The organism is Pseudomonas asplenii, from assembly GCF_900105475.1.
GTDB classification, from domain to species: domain Bacteria; phylum Pseudomonadota; class Gammaproteobacteria; order Pseudomonadales; family Pseudomonadaceae; genus Aquipseudomonas; species Aquipseudomonas asplenii.
In genome coordinates this window covers 4790540-4807954 of record NZ_LT629777.1, presented here as the reverse complement: position 1 = coordinate 4807954, position 17415 = coordinate 4790540, and the positions used below count along the sequence as shown (strand labels likewise).

General features: G+C 56.7%; 15 protein-coding genes. 6 read left to right on the top strand and 9 right to left on the bottom strand.

Annotated elements, in window-relative coordinates:
• Positions 1–1076: 1076 nt before the first annotated feature.
• The gene (locus BLU37_RS21265) at positions 1077–1808 is read right to left on the bottom strand and encodes a transporter substrate-binding domain-containing protein (RefSeq protein WP_090208604.1); all 732 of its coding nucleotides are present in this window, start codon (positions 1806–1808) and stop codon (positions 1077–1079) included.
• Positions 1809–1874: 66 nt separating this feature from the next.
• Here BLU37_RS21265 and BLU37_RS29535 point away from each other — a divergent pair, with 66 nt between their 5' ends.
• Positions 1875–2249, top strand: a complete 375-nt coding sequence (locus BLU37_RS29535) for a type II 3-dehydroquinate dehydratase (protein WP_232000366.1) — start codon at positions 1875–1877, stop codon at positions 2247–2249.
• A gap of 100 nt (positions 2250–2349) precedes the next feature.
• Positions 2350–2961 (top strand): TetR/AcrR family transcriptional regulator, encoded by a 612-nt coding sequence (locus tag BLU37_RS21255; protein WP_090208601.1) that lies wholly within the window; start codon positions 2350–2352, stop codon positions 2959–2961.
• A gap of 19 nt (positions 2962–2980) precedes the next feature.
• Here BLU37_RS21255 and BLU37_RS21250 read toward each other — a convergent pair whose 3' ends face one another.
• From BLU37_RS21250 to BLU37_RS21215, 8 genes are all read right to left on the bottom strand, one after another.
• Complete coding sequence (locus tag BLU37_RS21250) at positions 2981–3460, bottom strand: DUF3237 domain-containing protein (protein WP_090208599.1); 480 nt, start codon at positions 3458–3460, stop codon at positions 2981–2983.
• A gap of 42 nt (positions 3461–3502) precedes the next feature.
• Positions 3503–4606: a polyamine ABC transporter substrate-binding protein gene (locus tag BLU37_RS21245; protein ID WP_090208596.1), complete on the bottom strand. Its 1104-nt coding sequence runs from the start codon at positions 4604–4606 to the stop codon at positions 3503–3505.
• A gap of 40 nt (positions 4607–4646) precedes the next feature.
• Complete coding sequence (locus BLU37_RS21240; protein WP_090208593.1) at positions 4647–5984, bottom strand: alginate export family protein; 1338 nt, start codon at positions 5982–5984, stop codon at positions 4647–4649.
• A gap of 116 nt (positions 5985–6100) precedes the next feature.
• On the bottom strand, positions 6101–7363 hold the full coding sequence (locus tag BLU37_RS21235; protein WP_090208591.1) for a serine hydrolase domain-containing protein: 1263 nt from the start codon (positions 7361–7363) through the stop codon (positions 6101–6103).
• A 163-nt stretch (positions 7364–7526) separates the two neighbouring features.
• Positions 7527–8495 (bottom strand): helix-turn-helix domain-containing protein, encoded by a 969-nt coding sequence (locus BLU37_RS21230; protein WP_172833042.1) that lies wholly within the window; start codon positions 8493–8495, stop codon positions 7527–7529.
• Positions 8496–8682: 187 nt separating this feature from the next.
• Positions 8683–10131, bottom strand: a complete 1449-nt coding sequence (locus tag BLU37_RS21225; RefSeq protein WP_090208585.1) for a carotenoid oxygenase family protein — start codon at positions 10129–10131, stop codon at positions 8683–8685.
• A gap of 135 nt (positions 10132–10266) precedes the next feature.
• Positions 10267–11451: an MFS transporter gene (locus BLU37_RS21220; RefSeq protein WP_090208582.1), complete on the bottom strand. Its 1185-nt coding sequence runs from the start codon at positions 11449–11451 to the stop codon at positions 10267–10269.
• Between the two features lie 21 nt (positions 11452–11472).
• Positions 11473–12459: a SphA family protein gene (locus BLU37_RS21215; RefSeq protein WP_408003616.1), complete on the bottom strand. Its 987-nt coding sequence runs from the start codon at positions 12457–12459 to the stop codon at positions 11473–11475.
• 699 nt (positions 12460–13158) lie between these two features.
• Here BLU37_RS21215 and BLU37_RS21205 point away from each other — a divergent pair.
• From BLU37_RS21205 to BLU37_RS21190, 4 genes are read left to right on the top strand one after another with little or no spacing between them, the layout of a single operon-like run.
• Complete coding sequence (locus tag BLU37_RS21205; RefSeq protein ID WP_090208576.1) at positions 13159–14010, top strand: fumarylacetoacetate hydrolase family protein; 852 nt, start codon at positions 13159–13161, stop codon at positions 14008–14010.
• 1 nt (position 14011) lies between these two features.
• The gene (locus BLU37_RS21200) at positions 14012–14833 is read left to right on the top strand and encodes an IclR family transcriptional regulator (RefSeq protein WP_019362346.1); all 822 of its coding nucleotides are present in this window, start codon (positions 14012–14014) and stop codon (positions 14831–14833) included.
• Between the two features lie 28 nt (positions 14834–14861).
• Positions 14862–16517 carry a bifunctional 3-(3-hydroxy-phenyl)propionate/3-hydroxycinnamic acid hydroxylase gene (locus BLU37_RS21195; protein WP_172833041.1) on the top strand — a complete coding sequence of 552 codons (1656 nt, stop codon included), beginning with the start codon at positions 14862–14864 and terminating at the stop codon, positions 16515–16517.
• A 17-nt stretch (positions 16518–16534) separates the two neighbouring features.
• Positions 16535–17380, top strand: coding sequence for a VOC family protein (locus BLU37_RS21190; protein WP_090208571.1), 846 nt, complete (start codon positions 16535–16537; stop codon positions 17378–17380).
• Positions 17381–17415 lie beyond the last annotated feature (35 nt).

The following is a 17415-nucleotide window of genomic DNA, read 5'->3' as shown; positions in this document are numbered from 1 at the left end:
ACGTCTACGAGATTTGCTAAAAACTGTAGAAACACACCAGGCATATTCCAATAATTTGCAAATAGATGATTAGAAGTCTATATAAATCAATGGAGTAGACGATTCTATTCCTTTCGCAAACGTATCACCGCTTCTGGTGTAGCCGTCGCGAATCCCGGACACTCCTGCCCCTGATCCCCCCGCAGCCCCCAGCCCACAAGGCCTCCAGCGTCTCGGGGTTACTTCCAAACGCCAGCAAACCGTAGAAATGCGGACACTTATGCCTCCGAGCGCTTCCCGAAAACTCTTGATTCCATTGGGTCTCGTCAATAAACGCTCGTTTGAACCGTTGCTCCGGTTTTCTGCGCTATCTGGACACTCGAGTAATCTGGGGGATTTCCCAAACGCCCCCTGTAAGCCAGTAAATCCAACGCCTCCAGGTTTTTTGCATCTAATGCGGACACCTTCCTGTGCGCACGGCGAACCCCATAATCAGGACACTTTCCGTATTTTCAACGCTCAACGAGTCGCAGTTTCCATCGGAAATACACGCACCCTGAAGCCCCCAAAGACCTGCAACACCAAGCAGACAAATGCTCCAAGCCACGCGCCCCGGGCCTTACAGTAGCCCCCACAATTTCGACCCTGGAATTCAGCTCCCCGGATCCCCTTAGCGACACAGCTTTCGCACAAACGTTGAAATTAGACGCAAAGCAGACGCGAACCGAGCAGCCTGACGACGGCATGTGATACCGGAAAATCATGTGCAGGCTGATTGCTCGGCCGTGGCAGAAAGCCTCGCAAATAAACACAGCCAGCGACTCTCGGTGTACTTCAAAAGAACCGCCAGCGCAGTGTTCAGAGGCTCGCTTTAGCCGTTCGGTGCTTGTGCGACACTACTGCTGTCAGGGCGCAGACTCTTGAGCCCAGTCTGTTGCTCAACTTGGCCGCTCCCATCCAGGTAGCCAAACTTGCGCAGGTCAGGCATCAGGTGCGATGCCACCGCCGTGACGTCAACTTAGGAGACAGCCCGGGCTTTTGGCCCCGGCTGTGCGAAACACGCTCAGCCACTCAGGCGGGGCTCGCCGCTGTTTGTCTCATGCCAACGGCGCAACCGTCACATCCGTCTGGCCGTTATCATCCAGGGCTGCACGAACAAAACCCTCGGCCTTTTTGCGTTCGACGAAATCGCGCACATAGGCCGCCCCTGCTTCACGAACTCGAGGAACGGCCATTGCCTGCCGGATTGAAGTAAAAGCGCTTTCCAGTACGCGATAGGCGGGGTTGTTGGCGGCAACCTCCTCCAGCGGCTGCCTGACTCCTGCTGCCGCATCCAGAGACTGTTCGATGTACAGATCGACGGCAGCCGCCGATGTTGCCGCGCGTTCGAGCTGCGCATGCTTGAGTGTGCGAGATAGAAACAGGTCATACGCGGCGCCTTTGCCCACGGCAATGCTGACCCCGGATCGGTCGAGATCTCGAACATGCTGGTACGGCGAATCAGCGGCCACCAGATAAGTCCCCTCGATAATGACGTAAGGGGCACTGAACGCGATCTGCTCTTCGCGAACCGGTTCGATGGCTAGAAACGCCACGTTCCATACGCCCTCCTCCAGCGCGGCAAACACTTTGCCGGCGGCGTCGAAGGTGACCATTTCCAGCTGCACGTTCAGCTCCCGAGCCAACGCCTTGGCCAATTCCACCGATACGCCTTGAGGCGCACCTCCCTGCCCCTGTTGAGCCAAAACCGGGTTGCCGAAATTAATCGCGGCACGCAGCACGCCTTCTGGGGCCAGGTCTTCAAGCACTGCACGGTCGACTGAGGTCATGTATTTGCTCCGAGTACCAATTCATAAAACTTAACCCATTGGCAAGCCATGGGAAACCATCGGTCGATGCTGCTGCCTGTCATGTGGTCTAGCGAGCCTCGCGCGCAACGCCGGGCTGTTGATGCCAGCACCATCATCGGCGCCAATCTTTCCGGAATCACTACGCCGCTGGTCATCGGATTCATCATCGCGGGCACCGGTTCGTTCTATTACGCGCTGATCAACGCCGGTGCCTGGACTCACTACAGCTACGGCATCAGCGATGCCCTGGCGATTCTGACGGTGCCGGTAGTGGAACTGCACATGTCCAACATCCACGCTCGCGAAGCGTTCCGCCATCAGTCGGTGTTTGCCGAGATTGTCAAAGGCCAGATCTGCGGATTCGGAGTGGACAGTTATTTGCTGGGGATGCGTGCGGCCGCATCAGCGGTTAGCTCCTGAAATTGCAAATAGTGCTTTAAAGGTTTTACCCATTTAAGTATTTTGCAGGGATATCGGGGCGACGCACGCCCTTCTTTTTACTCGTGAAAAAGGATCTCCTGTGAGCGGACTGCGCGAACGTCAAAAAGCCGAACGGCGCCAAGCGATCAGCAAGGCTGCGGTCGAGCTGTTTGAGCGCCAGGGTTTCCAGAACACCACCATCGAACAGATCGCCAGCCAGGCCGGCGTGTCGCCACCGACGGTGTTCAAGTACTTCGGCAACAAGCAGGAAATCATCCTGGAAATCCTGCACCACGCCGATCAACGCGCGATCACCGACGCCCGCAGCCGGATCCACGAAATAGACGACCCGGTTGAGGCGCTCTGCCACCTCGAACGTCTTCTTACCGGCTATGCATTAGAAGTCATGCACCCCAGCCTGTGGCGTGAACTGCTGCCGCTTATCCTGTTCGGCGGCAATAATGAACTGCCTGCTGGCTATCGCGCCATGAACGATGCGCTCAGGGCCGAAATCAGCGAGCTGCTGCGGGAATTGCAACGGGCCGGCAAGCTGCGCCCACAACTCGATGTGGAATTGGCCGCGTTCCTGTTGAACGACTATTCGCACCTGCAGCTGTTCAGGCTGGTGAACCAGGAACACCCGGATATCGACGCGCACTCCACTCAGGTCAGGCGTATCACCGAGCTGCTGTTCTACGGCATGCAGGCCTGACAGCTTGCAAGGTCGGGCCTCAATAAAAGCGATAGCAACGAATCACCACCTGGTCGGCGCACGGGTAATGCACCAGGCCGATAAAACTTGAACGGGTGAGCCAGTCCAACCGCCCCTGGGGCACGTGGAATATCGGCGTGCAGGTGCAACGGTACTCCTCCTCAGGAATCGGCCATTGGCCGTCGCGCTCCAGCTGGCGTCCGTACTCAGTCATGGTCAGCACACCCCTGTTACGGATGTTGATCACCTCGCCTGCGTCGGTCCTCAGGCTATAGCGGGCATCCAGTTGACCGATGCCGTCCTGGCGCAAAAGAAAACAATCTTCTCCGCCCGCCAGGACCTGGCCTCTGATACCGACGCCATCGAAATCCCCGCCCACAATCGGGTAGTTGCAACGCAGGCCTTCAACGCTGGCGCCCAGCATCAAACCTGGCCCTATCGCGACGCGAAGGGTCAGCACCCACTGCAAGTCGGGGACAATATCCATCCGTTCAGTCATGGCAAACTCCAAGCCCGGCGCGCATGCACCGGGCCCTACTGATCAACGGTTGCTCTTGATGGCCGTCCAGGTACGGGTCCGGATACGCTCCGCGGCGGCCGGGACCGGCTCCAGGGCGAACAGGGTCTTGCGCGCTTCGTCCGGCACATACATGTTGGGGTTGTTGCGGATGCTGGCGTCCACCAGCGCGGTGGCGTCCTTGTTCGGATTGGGATAGCCGATTTTGTTGCTGATGCGGGCAATCACATCCGGGCGCAGGATGTAATTGATGAACGCATGGGCCTCGGCATTATCGGGCGCATTGGCCGGGATCATCATCACGTCCGCCCACATCGGTGCGCCTTCCTTGGGCAGTGCCATCTCGACCTTGACGCCCTTGCCGGCGGCATCTGCCAGTCGCGTGGCCAGTGCGACACCACCGGACCAGCCCACGCCCAGGCAGATATCACCGTTGGCCAGGTCCATGCCGTAGCGCGACGAGTTGAAGTAGGTGATGTAAGGGCGAATCTTCATCATCAAGGCCTGGGCCTGCGCATAGTCCTCGCGCTTCTGGCTATTGGGGTCAAGACCCTTGTAGTGCAAGGCAATCGGCAGGATCTCGTTGCCGGCGTCGAGGAAGCCGACGCCGCAGCTGGCAAGCTTGGCGAGGTTTTCTTCTTTGAAGATGATGTCCCAGCTGTTCATCTGCACATCAGGGCCCAGGGCTTTGCGCACCTTGTCGACGTTGTAGCCGATCAGCGTGGTGCCCCACAGGTAAGGTGCGGCGTAGCGGTTGCCGGTGTCACCCACGGCTTCCAGGGATTGCATGAACTGCGGGTCCAGGTGCTGCCAGTTCGGCAACTGCTTACGGTCCAGCGGCTGCACGGCGCCGGCCGTAATCAAGTGCCCCAGGTTGGCGCTTCCGGGGAACACCACGTCATACCCGGAGTTGCCCGTCAGCAGCTTGGACTCCATGGTTTCGGCGCTATCGAACACGTCATAAATCGGACGAATGCCGGTTTCTTCCTGGAAACTCTTGAGCACCTCGGGTGGCAGGTATTCGATCCAGTTGTAGATGCGTACGGTGCGCTCTTCAGCCAGGCAAAAACCACTGATGAGCAACGATGCGAGACTACCCAGTAAGGTGTTACGCAAAAATCTGTTCATGATCAACACACTCCAGCGCGGCCGCGATGGCTCGCAGCACTTAATAGCGATAGGTGAAATACAGTTCCAGCGCACTGAACTTCTGGTCATTGCCGAAAACCTGTTTGGCGGCTGCCAGTGGCTTGACCCAGTTATAGGACAGCGAGGTGTAGAACGACGGTGTGGGTGTCCAGTCGAGGAAAACCACACTTTCGTCAGCAAAACGCCGATCGCTGACCGGTGCGCCCATGTAGTTTTTTTCGTCCAGCCAGAACTGGTAGTGAATCGCGCCGAGGGTCAGGGTTTCGTTGAGGTGGGTCTTGAGGGAGAACTGCTGGACGTTTTCGTTGCTGTTGAACAGCAGGTAGTTGCCGACCACGTCGCCGACCAGCCATGTGCTCCAGTCGACGAAGCCTTTACTCAGCGGGTCCCAGGCTTTCTGGCGGTTATCGGTGAGGTTGCTATCACCGGAAAAACTCGCGTAGCGGTAGCCGAGGACCGGCGTCAGCGGCACGCTGCCGAACGCATAGTCGGCCTGGGCGTACCAGGCGTTGGCATCGTAGTCGACGCCCTCGCCGCTGCCGCGCTCCAGCGCGTATTCGCCATTCAGCGTCAGCGCTTCCAAACCGGGAACCTTGGCGTTCAGCGCCCGCAGGTTGTACACCTGCATCCCGTCGCGGCGGCGCGGAAGCGTGCTGCCTCTGGGGCCGAGGGCGTTGACTTTCATGGCCATCGCCCCCAGCGTTACCTGGTCATCGAGGTTGTAATCCAGGTTGACGCCGGTCATGCGGAAATCGCCCAAGTCATCATCGGTGCGCAAGGTGAAGGCCTGAGACTTCAGCGCGCCATGATCCCAGGCCAGGATCGCCGAATCCTTGAAGGCAGTTCGCGGGCCGAGCCAGTAAGCCCCATCCTTGTGCTGGTCAAGGTTACCGTCCATGACGATGAACCCCGTACCGATCATGTAGTTCTGGCGGCCGGCGGTGAGTTTCCATTCGCCGGCGCGAAAACCGCCGTAGAGTTCTTCGGCTGCGGCCTTGCCGTCGGAGCTGCGAGTGAAGCCACCCGCATCGCCATCGCCGAACGTGCTCGCAGCCACCAGGGAGCCGCCCGCCAACAGGCTGAAATCCGGTTGCAGCGCGTACTCAAGTTTGACTCCCGGCTTCAGGTAGACCTCTTGCCAGTTGATCCTGGCGCCGCCGTTTTTACCGCTGCGTGCATCAACCTGGCCGCTGCCGAAGTTGACGCCACGGGTAAACAGCGTCGCCCCGCCCACCGTGAGATTGACTTCACCCTTGAGGTTGCCGTCCTCAAAGGTGTAGCCCGCCAGCGCCACGGGGGTGGTCAAGGGTAAGCCGAGCGCTAACAGCGCTCGGGGAAAACGCTTGCTGAAAACCATACGAAGCTCCTGTGAAATTATTGTTGTTACAGGGCAGTGAATGGCGACGCAGGGCGCCGCCAACACCTGGGCAAGCCAGGTGAATAGAACGCATGACTCTTGTTGTTGGGCGTGGCTCAGTCACTCAGGTGCGCGGCGATCGCGCGCAGCATGCGCACGCTGTCGTTATCGAACGGGCTGACCGCATCGGTGAGTGATGATTGCTTGACGATCACCACGTCGGACGGTTTGTCGATGAACAGGTACTGGCCGTGAATCCCACCGGCCATCAGGGCTTGGCTGTGGTCGTTGAACACGTACCACTGGCTGCAATAGGACGCCCCCGGTGTCCAGCTGGAGAACTCCGCGTTTTGCGCGTAGACAGCCGGGTCTGAACCTGCGGCGATACGGGCCACGGTATCGGGAGACAGCAACTCGACCCCGTCGTGACGACCGTCATTTGCCAGTAGGCGACCGAAACGCGCCATGTCTCTCAAGGTGGCACTGAAACCTGCCCCGGCAACGTTACGACCCCAAGGATCGGCCATGAAATAGCCGTCGCGGTCACAACCCAAGCGACCCCAGATCGCCTCGAGCATTTGGCTGCACGCCTTACCCGAGGCGCGCTCCATGACCCACGCCAATGCTTCGGTGGTGGCTGTCACATAATGGAAAAAACCACCGTGGCGGCCGCGCTTCTTGAGAGACGGCAAGTATTGGTACAACGAATCGAACTGGGCGTATTGCGCCGGGGCAGGTTGAAAACCACAGGCATAACCATACTGCGAGCTTTCTGAATTGGGATCGTCATACACCTCGCTGTAGTCGATACCCACCGCCATGTCGAACAACTGGCGCACGGTGGCATCGCCAAACGCGCTGCCCGCCAGTTCTGGAACGTAGTACGCCGCTGGCAGTTCGGGTTTGAGCACGCCATTGGAAACCAGTTGTTCGCCCAATGTACCGATCAACGACTTGGTCACCGAAAACATGATGTGCCGGTCGCTGGCGAGTTGGCCATTGAAGTAGCGTTCGAATAACACCGTGTCGCCCTGCATCACCAGGAAGGCGTCGGTCTGGCTGGCGACAAGGTGCTCGATAACGCTGATGCTCAGCCCACATTCGCTGTCGAAAAACAGCTGATCCAGCGCTGTGGGCGCCTCCTTGAGCGGACAGGCAGGCCCTGGACCCGCCGCCACATCAATACTGGGGCGCAAGCGAGCGAGGTGACGGAAGCCCCACTGATTGAAGGGCGCACGCATCCAGTTGTGCCACGTAACCCGATGTTTCGGCTCGGCGGGGAACCCCTGCATCAGCACAGGTGCCACTCCGGTGGAGATTGACGATTCGTTGGCCTCGACGTATAGCGTCGCGAGTGAGGACGGGGTTTTATGACTCATCGGGATAACCCTGGAAATGACTCTGCATGCGAGCAGATGCCCAGAAATAATTATCCGATAATATATTTTAGTCAATAAAGTATTTTACTTTATTTTTGATTCGCCCTGACTGGGTTGTCCGGTTGAGCAGACCAGCCCTCCTCGCTTGATATTTTTCCTTACCTCAACTGGTTTCCCGGAACAACCGTGGGGTCATGCCAAACGAGGCCTTGAACGCTCGACTGAAATGAGAGCTGCTGACAAAACCCCATGACAAGGCCACATCAGTAATCGACTGATCAGACAGATCAGGATTGCGAAGATCCTCTGCGCAGCGTGTGAGCCTTCGTTGCCAGATGTATTCGCTCAGACTGCAGCCCAGCTCATCTTCAAAAAGGCGATGGAGCGTGCGTATTGAGCACCCTTCAAATGTGGCTATTTGCTCAAGAGTCAATTCTGGCTCAGCCAGACGGTCTTCGATGAAGCTTTTGATCCGATGCTTCTTGAAGTATCGGAAATCGTGTTCGAGTTTCGGGGCCGCGACGCTTTTTTCTATCAGGTTTTCGACCAGCGCCGTAATACTCTGCCCGATAGAATGAGACGAGCGGGCGTTAAGTAATGGGTAATGGCTATAAGCATCGGTGATCAGATGGTGCAACATTTTTCCAAGACCTGCCCGATTATTCAGGTGAAGGTCGGACGGCATGGCAACATCCCCTGTCAGGCCACTACACAATAACATCAGATATTCACAGCCATTGGGACTGGTCACCTCAAACGGCTTGCCGCTGTCAATCAGCATGAGTTCATCGGCAGACACGCTATGGCTGCGAGTTCCCTGGCTGAAATGGCTGATGCCGCGCATTTGAAGAATCAATAGCCACGGTGCTTCACTCGGTGTGACTGGCGCGTTGAGGCGGCGGGAAAATCGATGAGGTGTACTCACCATTCGACAGAAGTGCAAATCGCCCAGATCGCCATACTCCAAGCGTCCGGCAAAGGGCGCACCCTCCAATGGCTGAAAGCTGGTCAACTCAAGGCGTCGTACGGACTCGGGCGTTCGTCCGACATGAATGCTCATGAATTCCTGCCACTTCGTCAGTCTATCTGATCGTCCAAACTGATCAGTACTTACACAGGACAATGCGCTCATAAGACGACCTTCTCTTATTGTAGGGAGGCCAAAGGCCTCCTACTCCGAGTCTACCACCGTCACAACGGGTGTAGTGGCCATTGATTGTTAGCCAACCGCTGAATGGATCGCAGTTGTCCAGTCTGTGACTGGACAACCCCGCCGGCCACTTGCATGGGGATCGAAGGAATCTGCGTACCTGTCCGCTCTACTGTGTCGCGGCCCAGGAGCCATGCAAGGACATGCGCATGCGCAGCGGGAGTTTGATCCGAGCGATGGGCCCCGCGGCCATGTTCAAGCTGTCGAGTACCACCAGTTCCGTGGAGTGCACCGCGATGTGGTTTAACAACGCCATGACGTAGCCATCGCCTTCAGGCGCATCGGCAGAACGTGGCACGAAGATAGGCTCCTGGAAGCACTCGCTGTCTCCCGCAAACCAGCTCTCGCTCTCCCCGGTACGGACGTTCATGTGAGTCAGCAGATTGAAAAACTGAAAGGGCATCGGACCGTTGGCGGCGTTGTAAGGCTTTTCGGGATCGAAGGCGATTACAAAACCATGTTCATAGGGGCGGCCGACAAATCGGTCATCGCAACGAGGAAATTCGCAGCGAAACTCACTTAACGCAAAGGGTTCTACCTCGTCAGAGTCCGCGCTCAAGTCGAAGCTCCACCGCATCATCTGCGAGTTCAGCGTTTCCGGTGAGGGAACGAACCCGTCTGCCTGAGGGAAGAAATAGAAGATATTGCCGCTGGTAACCGGCATATCGACATGGATCAGTCCGTTCTCTTCAAAGGCATTGAGGGTATGCCCCTGGAAACCGTTGGCCGGCCCCTTGAACCAGTGTACGTCGCTGCTGCTCCCCCGGCGCGGGACGATCGCGAAAAGCTGAGGAAGATCGGGCTGCCATTCAAAGTGCTGTCCACCGCGCTGCATCCGCTCAACATCGACAGTCAGCGGGATAAGGGGAAACACCACATGGTGCTCGGTCACGGCAAAGTCATGAACCATGGCTGCGTAAGGTGCCTGAAACCATATTTCGTGTTGCAACGTGCCGTCTGGGGCGAGTTCAAAGTAAGCCAGATCGGGTGAGCCGTCGCCTTTGGCTTCATAGCTGAATGCCAACAGATTACCCGTCACCGGATCTACTTTAGGGTGTGCGGTGAATGTCTGCGCTTTGATTTGTGCATCGAAGTCATGAACACCGAGCGTCTCCAGGGTTATCGGGTCCATGGCGTAGGGAAGCGCATCCTCCTTCATGGCCAATAACACGCCGTTGTACATGAGCACCGTGGTATTGGCTGTAGTGTTGTTCTTCGCCGCTTTAGAGTCATTGGTATGCACGTTGCGGTAGATACCGTTGAGCGAACGCCCTTCACGTCGCTGCGCCATCAAACGGTCGGTTTTTACATAGCGGCGACGCAGAGAAACTCTACCGTTTTCAAAGAAGAACGCACTGACCAGGCCATCGCCATTGAAAAAAATATCCTCACCCAGCATTGGCGGATATTGCGGATCCGGGGAAACTTGATAAAACGCCCCTTTGATGTCCGCAGGCAAACTGCCCTCGATTTCCAGATCGAAAACATCGACTTCGGCGCGGCTCGGGTAATAAAGCGCACCAGAGAATTCAGGAATTTTGGGAAATTGAGCGGTCATCATATACCTCTAATGATGCATTTCGCGGTCCAGACAAAGCGTGCAGACTGAACCAGACATAAATTAATGTTTTTGATTCGGTTTTCCGTAAGGCATGCACGTGTAAATGCTCAAGTGCAGCCACACGGGTGACAACTATGCGCAGTCGACTTCCAGCACTCTCGCTGGCAGGTACCGTTGTCCTCGATTGAAGGACGCCACCATCGTGACCGCTGTGATCAGCGCAACCACATACGCTCCTGCCGCCAGCCACCCCACGGCACGAAAGTCCCCGGTTCCCACCACCAGAGCTGCAGCGAAAGGTCCCAATCCCTGTCCTACGAAAATTGCAGCATTGCCTAGCCCGGCCAGTCGGCCACTGGGGTCCAGTTCTGCGGCCATCGACAACAGATAGGGCAGGCAAAAGAACCAGACAAGATGGATCAGCCCTGCCGTCAAGGCGAAAGACAAGGCGCTCGTACCGTAGACCATCATCAGTGTCGCGATCAGTGCAGTCCCAAACCCGAAAAGTTGAGGAAACAACAGCCCTAGCCGCCGCTTGATCAGGCCCGCCAAACCAGCGCCCACGGCACCTGCCAGCACGCTGGCGCCCAAAATTGCGCCAATTTGCTCCGGTGCCAACCCGATACTTTTTCCAATGCGCTCCTGATACACCCACAGCGCGGAGTGACCAAAAAATAGCAAAGCGAACAGACTGATAAGCAGTATGGAAGTCAAGCCTATGCGGGCTACCTGCTGCTGGTTACCTGCCACTGCCCCGGCAAACCGCGCAGGAATTCGACGAATGCCAAAAGCAGCAATGACACTAGCGACACCCAACAGCAGAAAGCATGAAGCAACCCCGCCGTGCCCCAGGACCAGCGGCATGCTGGAGACCAGCAACACGCCCCAGATCAGGTTACCGATATTGATGACCGCGAATGTTGCATCCTTGGATGACCTGAGTGCGGCACTGGCATATACCACGGCCATTGCCGCCCCTCCGCCGAGGCCCGCACAAAGGCGCAGCACTACCAGTTCAACAAAGCGGTTGGCATAGCAACTTGCAATATTACTGATGATCATAAGCACAATGGCCATGAGGGCGTAACACTGTCGATTAATGCGTGGCATCAGCATAGCGCTGGCGCCACAGGCAAATGCCATCGCAATTAACTCGGAGGCAAAGACAGGCCCGATTTCATTCAAAGAGAGGCCGAGTTGATCAACAAAGGCCCCTCCAAGCATCGGTTGAATCTGCAACGTGCCCAGTGAAACCACCATAATCAGGCAGAGCGAGAGTAATGTACCCTTGCTGTCCACTTTTTGGATTGCTTGCATTATCGCGATACCTCAGACACTTCAAAGGGCGTGAGCAAAACGTACTTGTACGGAGAAATCATTCTTGGCTCGGTTTTCAACAGCGGATTCGTGATAAACGTTGAACCAGAGACCTTGCTCTTCGCTGATTTTCCAGAATACGCCCGGACCTAGACCGAGGACACGTTCACGCGAGTCCTCCAGGCGATGACCATTCACACGGTCATCAGAGATTTGTTTGAAGTAAAAGCCATTAAGTCCCACAGAAACCTTGGGAAATATTTCATAGGAAGCGGCGAAGTTCGCCCAGGCTGCTTGCCCCGCCTGAGTATCATCGACTGACTGCCCTCGGTAATCGAGAGGCCCACTGCTGGCGGGCTTATCATTTCGGAAGTTATAGAGATAGTGCAGGCGCCAGCTCACCTCCCAACGGGGTGCAGGCATTACCGTCGCAGCCCAGTAGGGATTGATAGAGTAAAAATTGGAACCCTGGTTGAAATCCTTATGTTCGTCGTATTTTCCGGTAGGCAAGATCATGTCTACGGCAAATCTTTGTGAATACACCGGACGGCCGTGCTGATCGACTATCGGGTCAAATTGAATCTGGGGCCCGGTGGTCATATCGCCCATCCCGGCACCATTGTCCTTGAGTTGCGCACCGGCCGGTCCCATGTCGGCATCAAGTGAAACCATGGGGACAAGCAGACTCCAGCCCAGATGAGCGCCCATGCCGATAGTGTTTGGTGAGTAGTAGCTGAACTGGTTTATCAGCGTGGTGACTGTCAGTTTCGGGTCGTCAAGCGCAGGGTTCTGTTTGCCCTTGGCACCCAGGAATGACTGGGCAGAGTCATACTTCAGATAGACCAGATGGCTTAACCCAGGTTGACCGGCAAAGCCGTCGTAAAAGCTGGTTCCGCCAAGGTTGAGACCTGAGGGTTCGTTGACCGACGGCGTAACAGCGAAAGCCGGCGAGGTTGAAGCGGCGAATATCGTTAGCGCAAGACTGGTGGTTGCGAATGGCTTTTTCATGATGAGCTCTATTGTTTGAATTATGAGCGATGGAGCGTGCAGCTCCGATGCCATTCAACTGTATGCACTTGATGGGTACGGAATCTTTCCCCAGAGAGACAGCCTTGCCTGAAAGCGACAACGCTGCACAACGATCACGCTGCCCCCTCCCTTTCCCCCTGAAAGTCGCATTCAGTTGCTCACGCCTTGGTAGGAGGCAGGCCTGATATCTCACCTGGAGCACCCACGCGGGGATGAGTGCAATGAGCCAAAAACACATATTTCCTGCATTTTGGGATTTTGGTGTATTTTCTCTTTACAGGATTTTTTCCTCGTAATAGATTGATCTCAGTCAACGGCACCTTCCTGCGCCAGACAATAAAAACAATAAGAGGTACGTGTGGGTGATGGGCATTTTGGTGCAAGGCGCACAGGCAGGTCTTAACGCGTTGGCCGTCGAGTTGTATCCGCAGGAAATACGCTCCACAGGCATCGGTTGGACACTGGGTATCGGGCGAGTGGGTTCCATTGCAGGGCCCGTTTGCGGAGGCATGATGCTGGCAGCCGGCTGGGTTTTGACCGAGATCCTCAGCGCTGCGTTGATCCCAGGGCTCATCGCGCTGAGCGCAATTACCCTGTTCCGACTTGCCCCCCTAAATCAGCAACAGCACGCAACGCCACAGTCTGTTCCTCATCCATGATGCAACCCAAGGCATACTCATGAAAATCGCAAGCTTCGTTTACCAAGACCGTTCCAGTTATGGCGTTGTTGAAGGTGAGCACGTCATTGACCTGGAGTCACTCAAGCTTCACTTGGGCGCAGACCTGAAAGAAGCCATCGCCCGCAATCAACTCAGCGAACTGGGTGCTGATGCGCTGAAGGACCTACCCCGCCTGGCATTGAGTGAAATCACCTTTCTGCCGGTTATTGCCAACCCCGGGAAAGTGCTCTGCATCGGGATCAACTACGCCACCCACATGCGCGAGACTGGCCGGGACACGCCGATCTACCCGATGATTTTCACCCGCTTTGCCGACAGCCAGACCGCACATCTGCAGCCCATCGTTCGCCCAATCGTTTCTCACAAGCTTGACTTCGAAGGTGAGCTGGCCGTCGTGATTGGCAAGACGGCTCGCCACGTCAAGGCGCAGAACGCTCTGGACTATGTCGCCGGCTATGCCTGCTACAACGACGGCAGCGTACGAGATTGGCAGAAGCACACCATCCAGTTCGTTCCAGGTAAAAACTTCCCGTCCACCGGCGGCTTTGGACCGTGGATGGTCACCAGTGATGAAATCGTCGATCCGCAGGATCTGGAACTGACAACTCGCCTGAACGGCGAAGCGATGCAACACACGCGCACCAGCGACATGATTTTCGACGTACGCAGGTTGATCGAGTATTGCACCGCGTTCACTGAACTGGCGCCTGGAGACGTCATTGTCAGCGGCACCACAGGTGGCGTTGGCGCATTCCGTGAGCCACCGGTCTGGATGAAGCCGGGAGATATCGTCGAAATCGAAATCGAGCGCATTGGTATCCTGCGCAACAGTATTGTAGACGAGCGTTAACATGCAAAGACCGTTTGATTCCGAAGACACCCCTGAGAACCTGATCGATAGCAAAGGCTCCAGTCTGGAGCGGATGCTGCGAATCCTCGATCTGTTCACCGAGCACCATCCCATCTGGACGGTCGATGGGATGGCTAATGCGCTAGCGTTCACACGCTCCACTGCCTACCGTTATGTCCGCGAACTGGCCGATGCCAACTTGCTGTTTCAGGTAGAGGCCGGACGCTACGCGCTCGGCGCCAGAATCATCACCTGGGATCGCCAGCTGCGCGTCAGTGATCCGCTGGTTCGTGCCGCACACTCACTGGAGTCGACCTTCCCGCAATGGGGGGACGAGCAAGCGTGGTTGGTTTGTCGGCTGTTCAAGGATCAAGTGGTCTGCGTCCATCAAAGCGGCAATCTGTCCAGCCAGGTGAGCTATTCACGAGGCTCCCCAAGACCGTTATTCATGGGGGCCACCTCAAAAGCGATCCTCGCCAATATGGGGTCGCGACACCAGAGCCAGCTGTTTCTGGAAAATCCGGATGACGTTGCCTCCAGCAACCTTGGCAAGACGTGGGAGCAGTTCAGACGCTCGCTCCAACGCTTACGCCGCCAGGGGTATGTGTTGAGTTCCAGCGAAGTGGATGCCGGCGTCTTCGGCCTGGCGGCGCCCATATTCGATGGAGACGGCAAAGTAGTCGGAAGCATCAGCTGCGTGCGCCCCAGCTCGCAACGCGAAAGCGAACAGGATGAAGCGCAGGGCCAGCAGATTCTTACCCTTGCCGATAACCTTTCACAACTCATGACCGCGCTCGCGCATAGACCAGAACTTCTGGACTGATCCCCGCGCGGTCAACGAGGGAACAAAAATGACAACCCTTACACCCGTGAATACTGACGTACTGATTATCGGTGCCGGCCCGACAGGACTCACGCTGGCCAACCTCCTCGGGCAGGCTGGCGTGCGCACCACCATCATTGATCGCAAAACCAGCACTGTGACTGAACCTCGCGCCGTCTCGATCGACGATGAGTCGCTACGAACCATGCAGGCAGCGGGACTGGATAAAGCCGTGTTGGCTGATGTTGTCCAAGGCTACGGCGTCCATTACTTCGACAAACCCGGTGGCCGCTGCTTTGGCAAGGTCGAGCCCGTCGGCAAGCAGTACGGCTATCCCAAACGCAACGCGTTCCGCCAGCCGCTGTTTGAACGTACGCTTATGCATGGGATGGAGCGTTTCCCGAGCCTGACTCAGCTTTTCTGCCATGAACTGATCGACTTTACCCAAGACGACTCAGGCGTTCTCGCTCGGATACAGAACAAGGCCGGTGAAACGGTTGAAGTGCACGCCCAGTACATGGTTGCCAGTGATGGCGGCAGAAGCCCGGTTCGCAAACAACTGGGTGTCGACATGGTGGGTTCCAGCTTCAAGTCTCGCTGGCTGGTCGTGGATCTGGATCAGGATGATGATCCGTTCTGGCAGACCCGTGTGTATTGCGATGCCGAGCGACCTGTCGTCGAAGTGCCCGGCCCCCATCAGACGCGCCGCTTTGAGTTCATGCTCAAGGATGACGAGACGGATGAGCAGATGCTCAGCGACGCCAGCCTCAGCTCTTTACTGCGACCGTTCCGGGGTGAAAAAGCTTATTCGCTGGTACGTAAAGTGGTTTACACCTTTCACGCCAGGGTTGCCTCACGTTGGCAAGCAGGTCGCGTATTTCTCGCAGGTGACGCTGCACACCTGACCCCACCCTATGCGGGCCAAGGTATGAACAGCGGCGTGCGCGATGCCCATAACATCGCATGGAAGCTGGTGGCAGTGCTGCGTGGACACATGGCCCCCAGTGCTCTGGAGAGCTATGAAAGTGAACGCCGCGATCATGCGTGGGCACTGATCAGGCTGGCATTGAATCTGGGTGTCGTCATGGCGCCTGCTTCAGCCTTGCGCGCCAAACTCATCAGCAGCACGTTCCGCTTGATCGGCCTGATTCCACCTCTGCGCGATTACTTCTTGCAGATGAAATTCAAACCCAAGCCTCGTTTTACCCAGGGCCTGGTCTTATCCCAAGGCAAGGCCGGCAACCTGCGCGCCGGCACAATGTTGCCGCAGCCGACCCTCTTCGACTCGCAAGGCAACGGCCTGCTGCTGGATGAATACATCGGGCCGGGATTTGCCTTGATTCAATTTGGCGAGTTTCCCAGTCAACGCGTGGATCACCTGCAGCACCCGCTTTGGGATCATCTGGATGCCAAGCGCATGGTGATCATTCCAAAGCATTCTGTGCCGCCGCCGCCCGTTCCGGGGTTAACGATCGTGCACGATTGCAACGGCGAGTTAAGTGAACTGTTTGCAGAGACCAGCAGCTTTGTGCTGCTCCGTCCTGACCGATACGTTGCCGCCCTGTTCAACTTGGCTCAGGAATCAGAAACAGCCCAGGCCCTCCAGTGCGTTTTGGGCATTGCAGAGATTGCAACGGTCGCCGTGGCTGCACCCCAAACCGCTCATGTCCCCGTTACTCTTTGACCACGGAGTTCTCCAGGATGACTCTTCAAACTTCGACCCCTGCTCAACTGTGCTATCTGCATCTGGCAAGCAAAGAACCTCAACGTCAGGTCGATTTCTATACGCGAATGATGGACATGAGGGCCTCACCGGAGGCAGACGGCAGCCAGGTGATGCGGGGCCCCAAACGCGCGGTAATCATTTCGCCGGCCGATCACAGCGGCCTCCTGGCCGCGGCCTACAACCTTCACTCCCACGCCAAACTGGACACGCTGCGCCAGACCCTCGTCGAACGTGGTTGCGAACTCGAACCGGTGACCTCCCCCTTGCTTGAATCGGGCGCATTTGCCATTCGGGATCCACAGGGTCGCCAGACAATATTCGGTGTAGCGCTTCCCGATCAACGTGATGAACCACAGGGCATGCCGTCGAGGCTGCAGCACGTTGTATTCCAGACAACCGAGCTTGAAGCAATCGTCGACTTTTACGTCAACACCATTGGTTTCACCATTTCCGATAACGTCGTCGACCAAGAGACCGCCCAGGTCATGGTGTGTTTCTTGCGCTCCGACGATGAACATCACTCCCTCGCCTTTTTCCGTGGCTCGAAGAATGAATGGGACCATCATTGCTACGAAACCAATGAGTGGAATGACATTCGTGATTGGGGCGACCGGTTTGCCAAGGAGCGCATCAGCATTTTCTTCGGACCCGGCCGCCATGGCCCGGGTAACAACCTGTTTTTCATGGTGGTCGATGCCGATCGAAACCGCCTTGAATTCTCCGCAGAACTTGAGTTGACGCCGGCAGACCGTGAAACCGGCGTATGGCCGCAATGTGAACACACACTGAACTCTTGGGGCCGCGCCTGGATGCGCACCTGATATTGCAAGGCATTCAACCCATTCAATTTATCGAG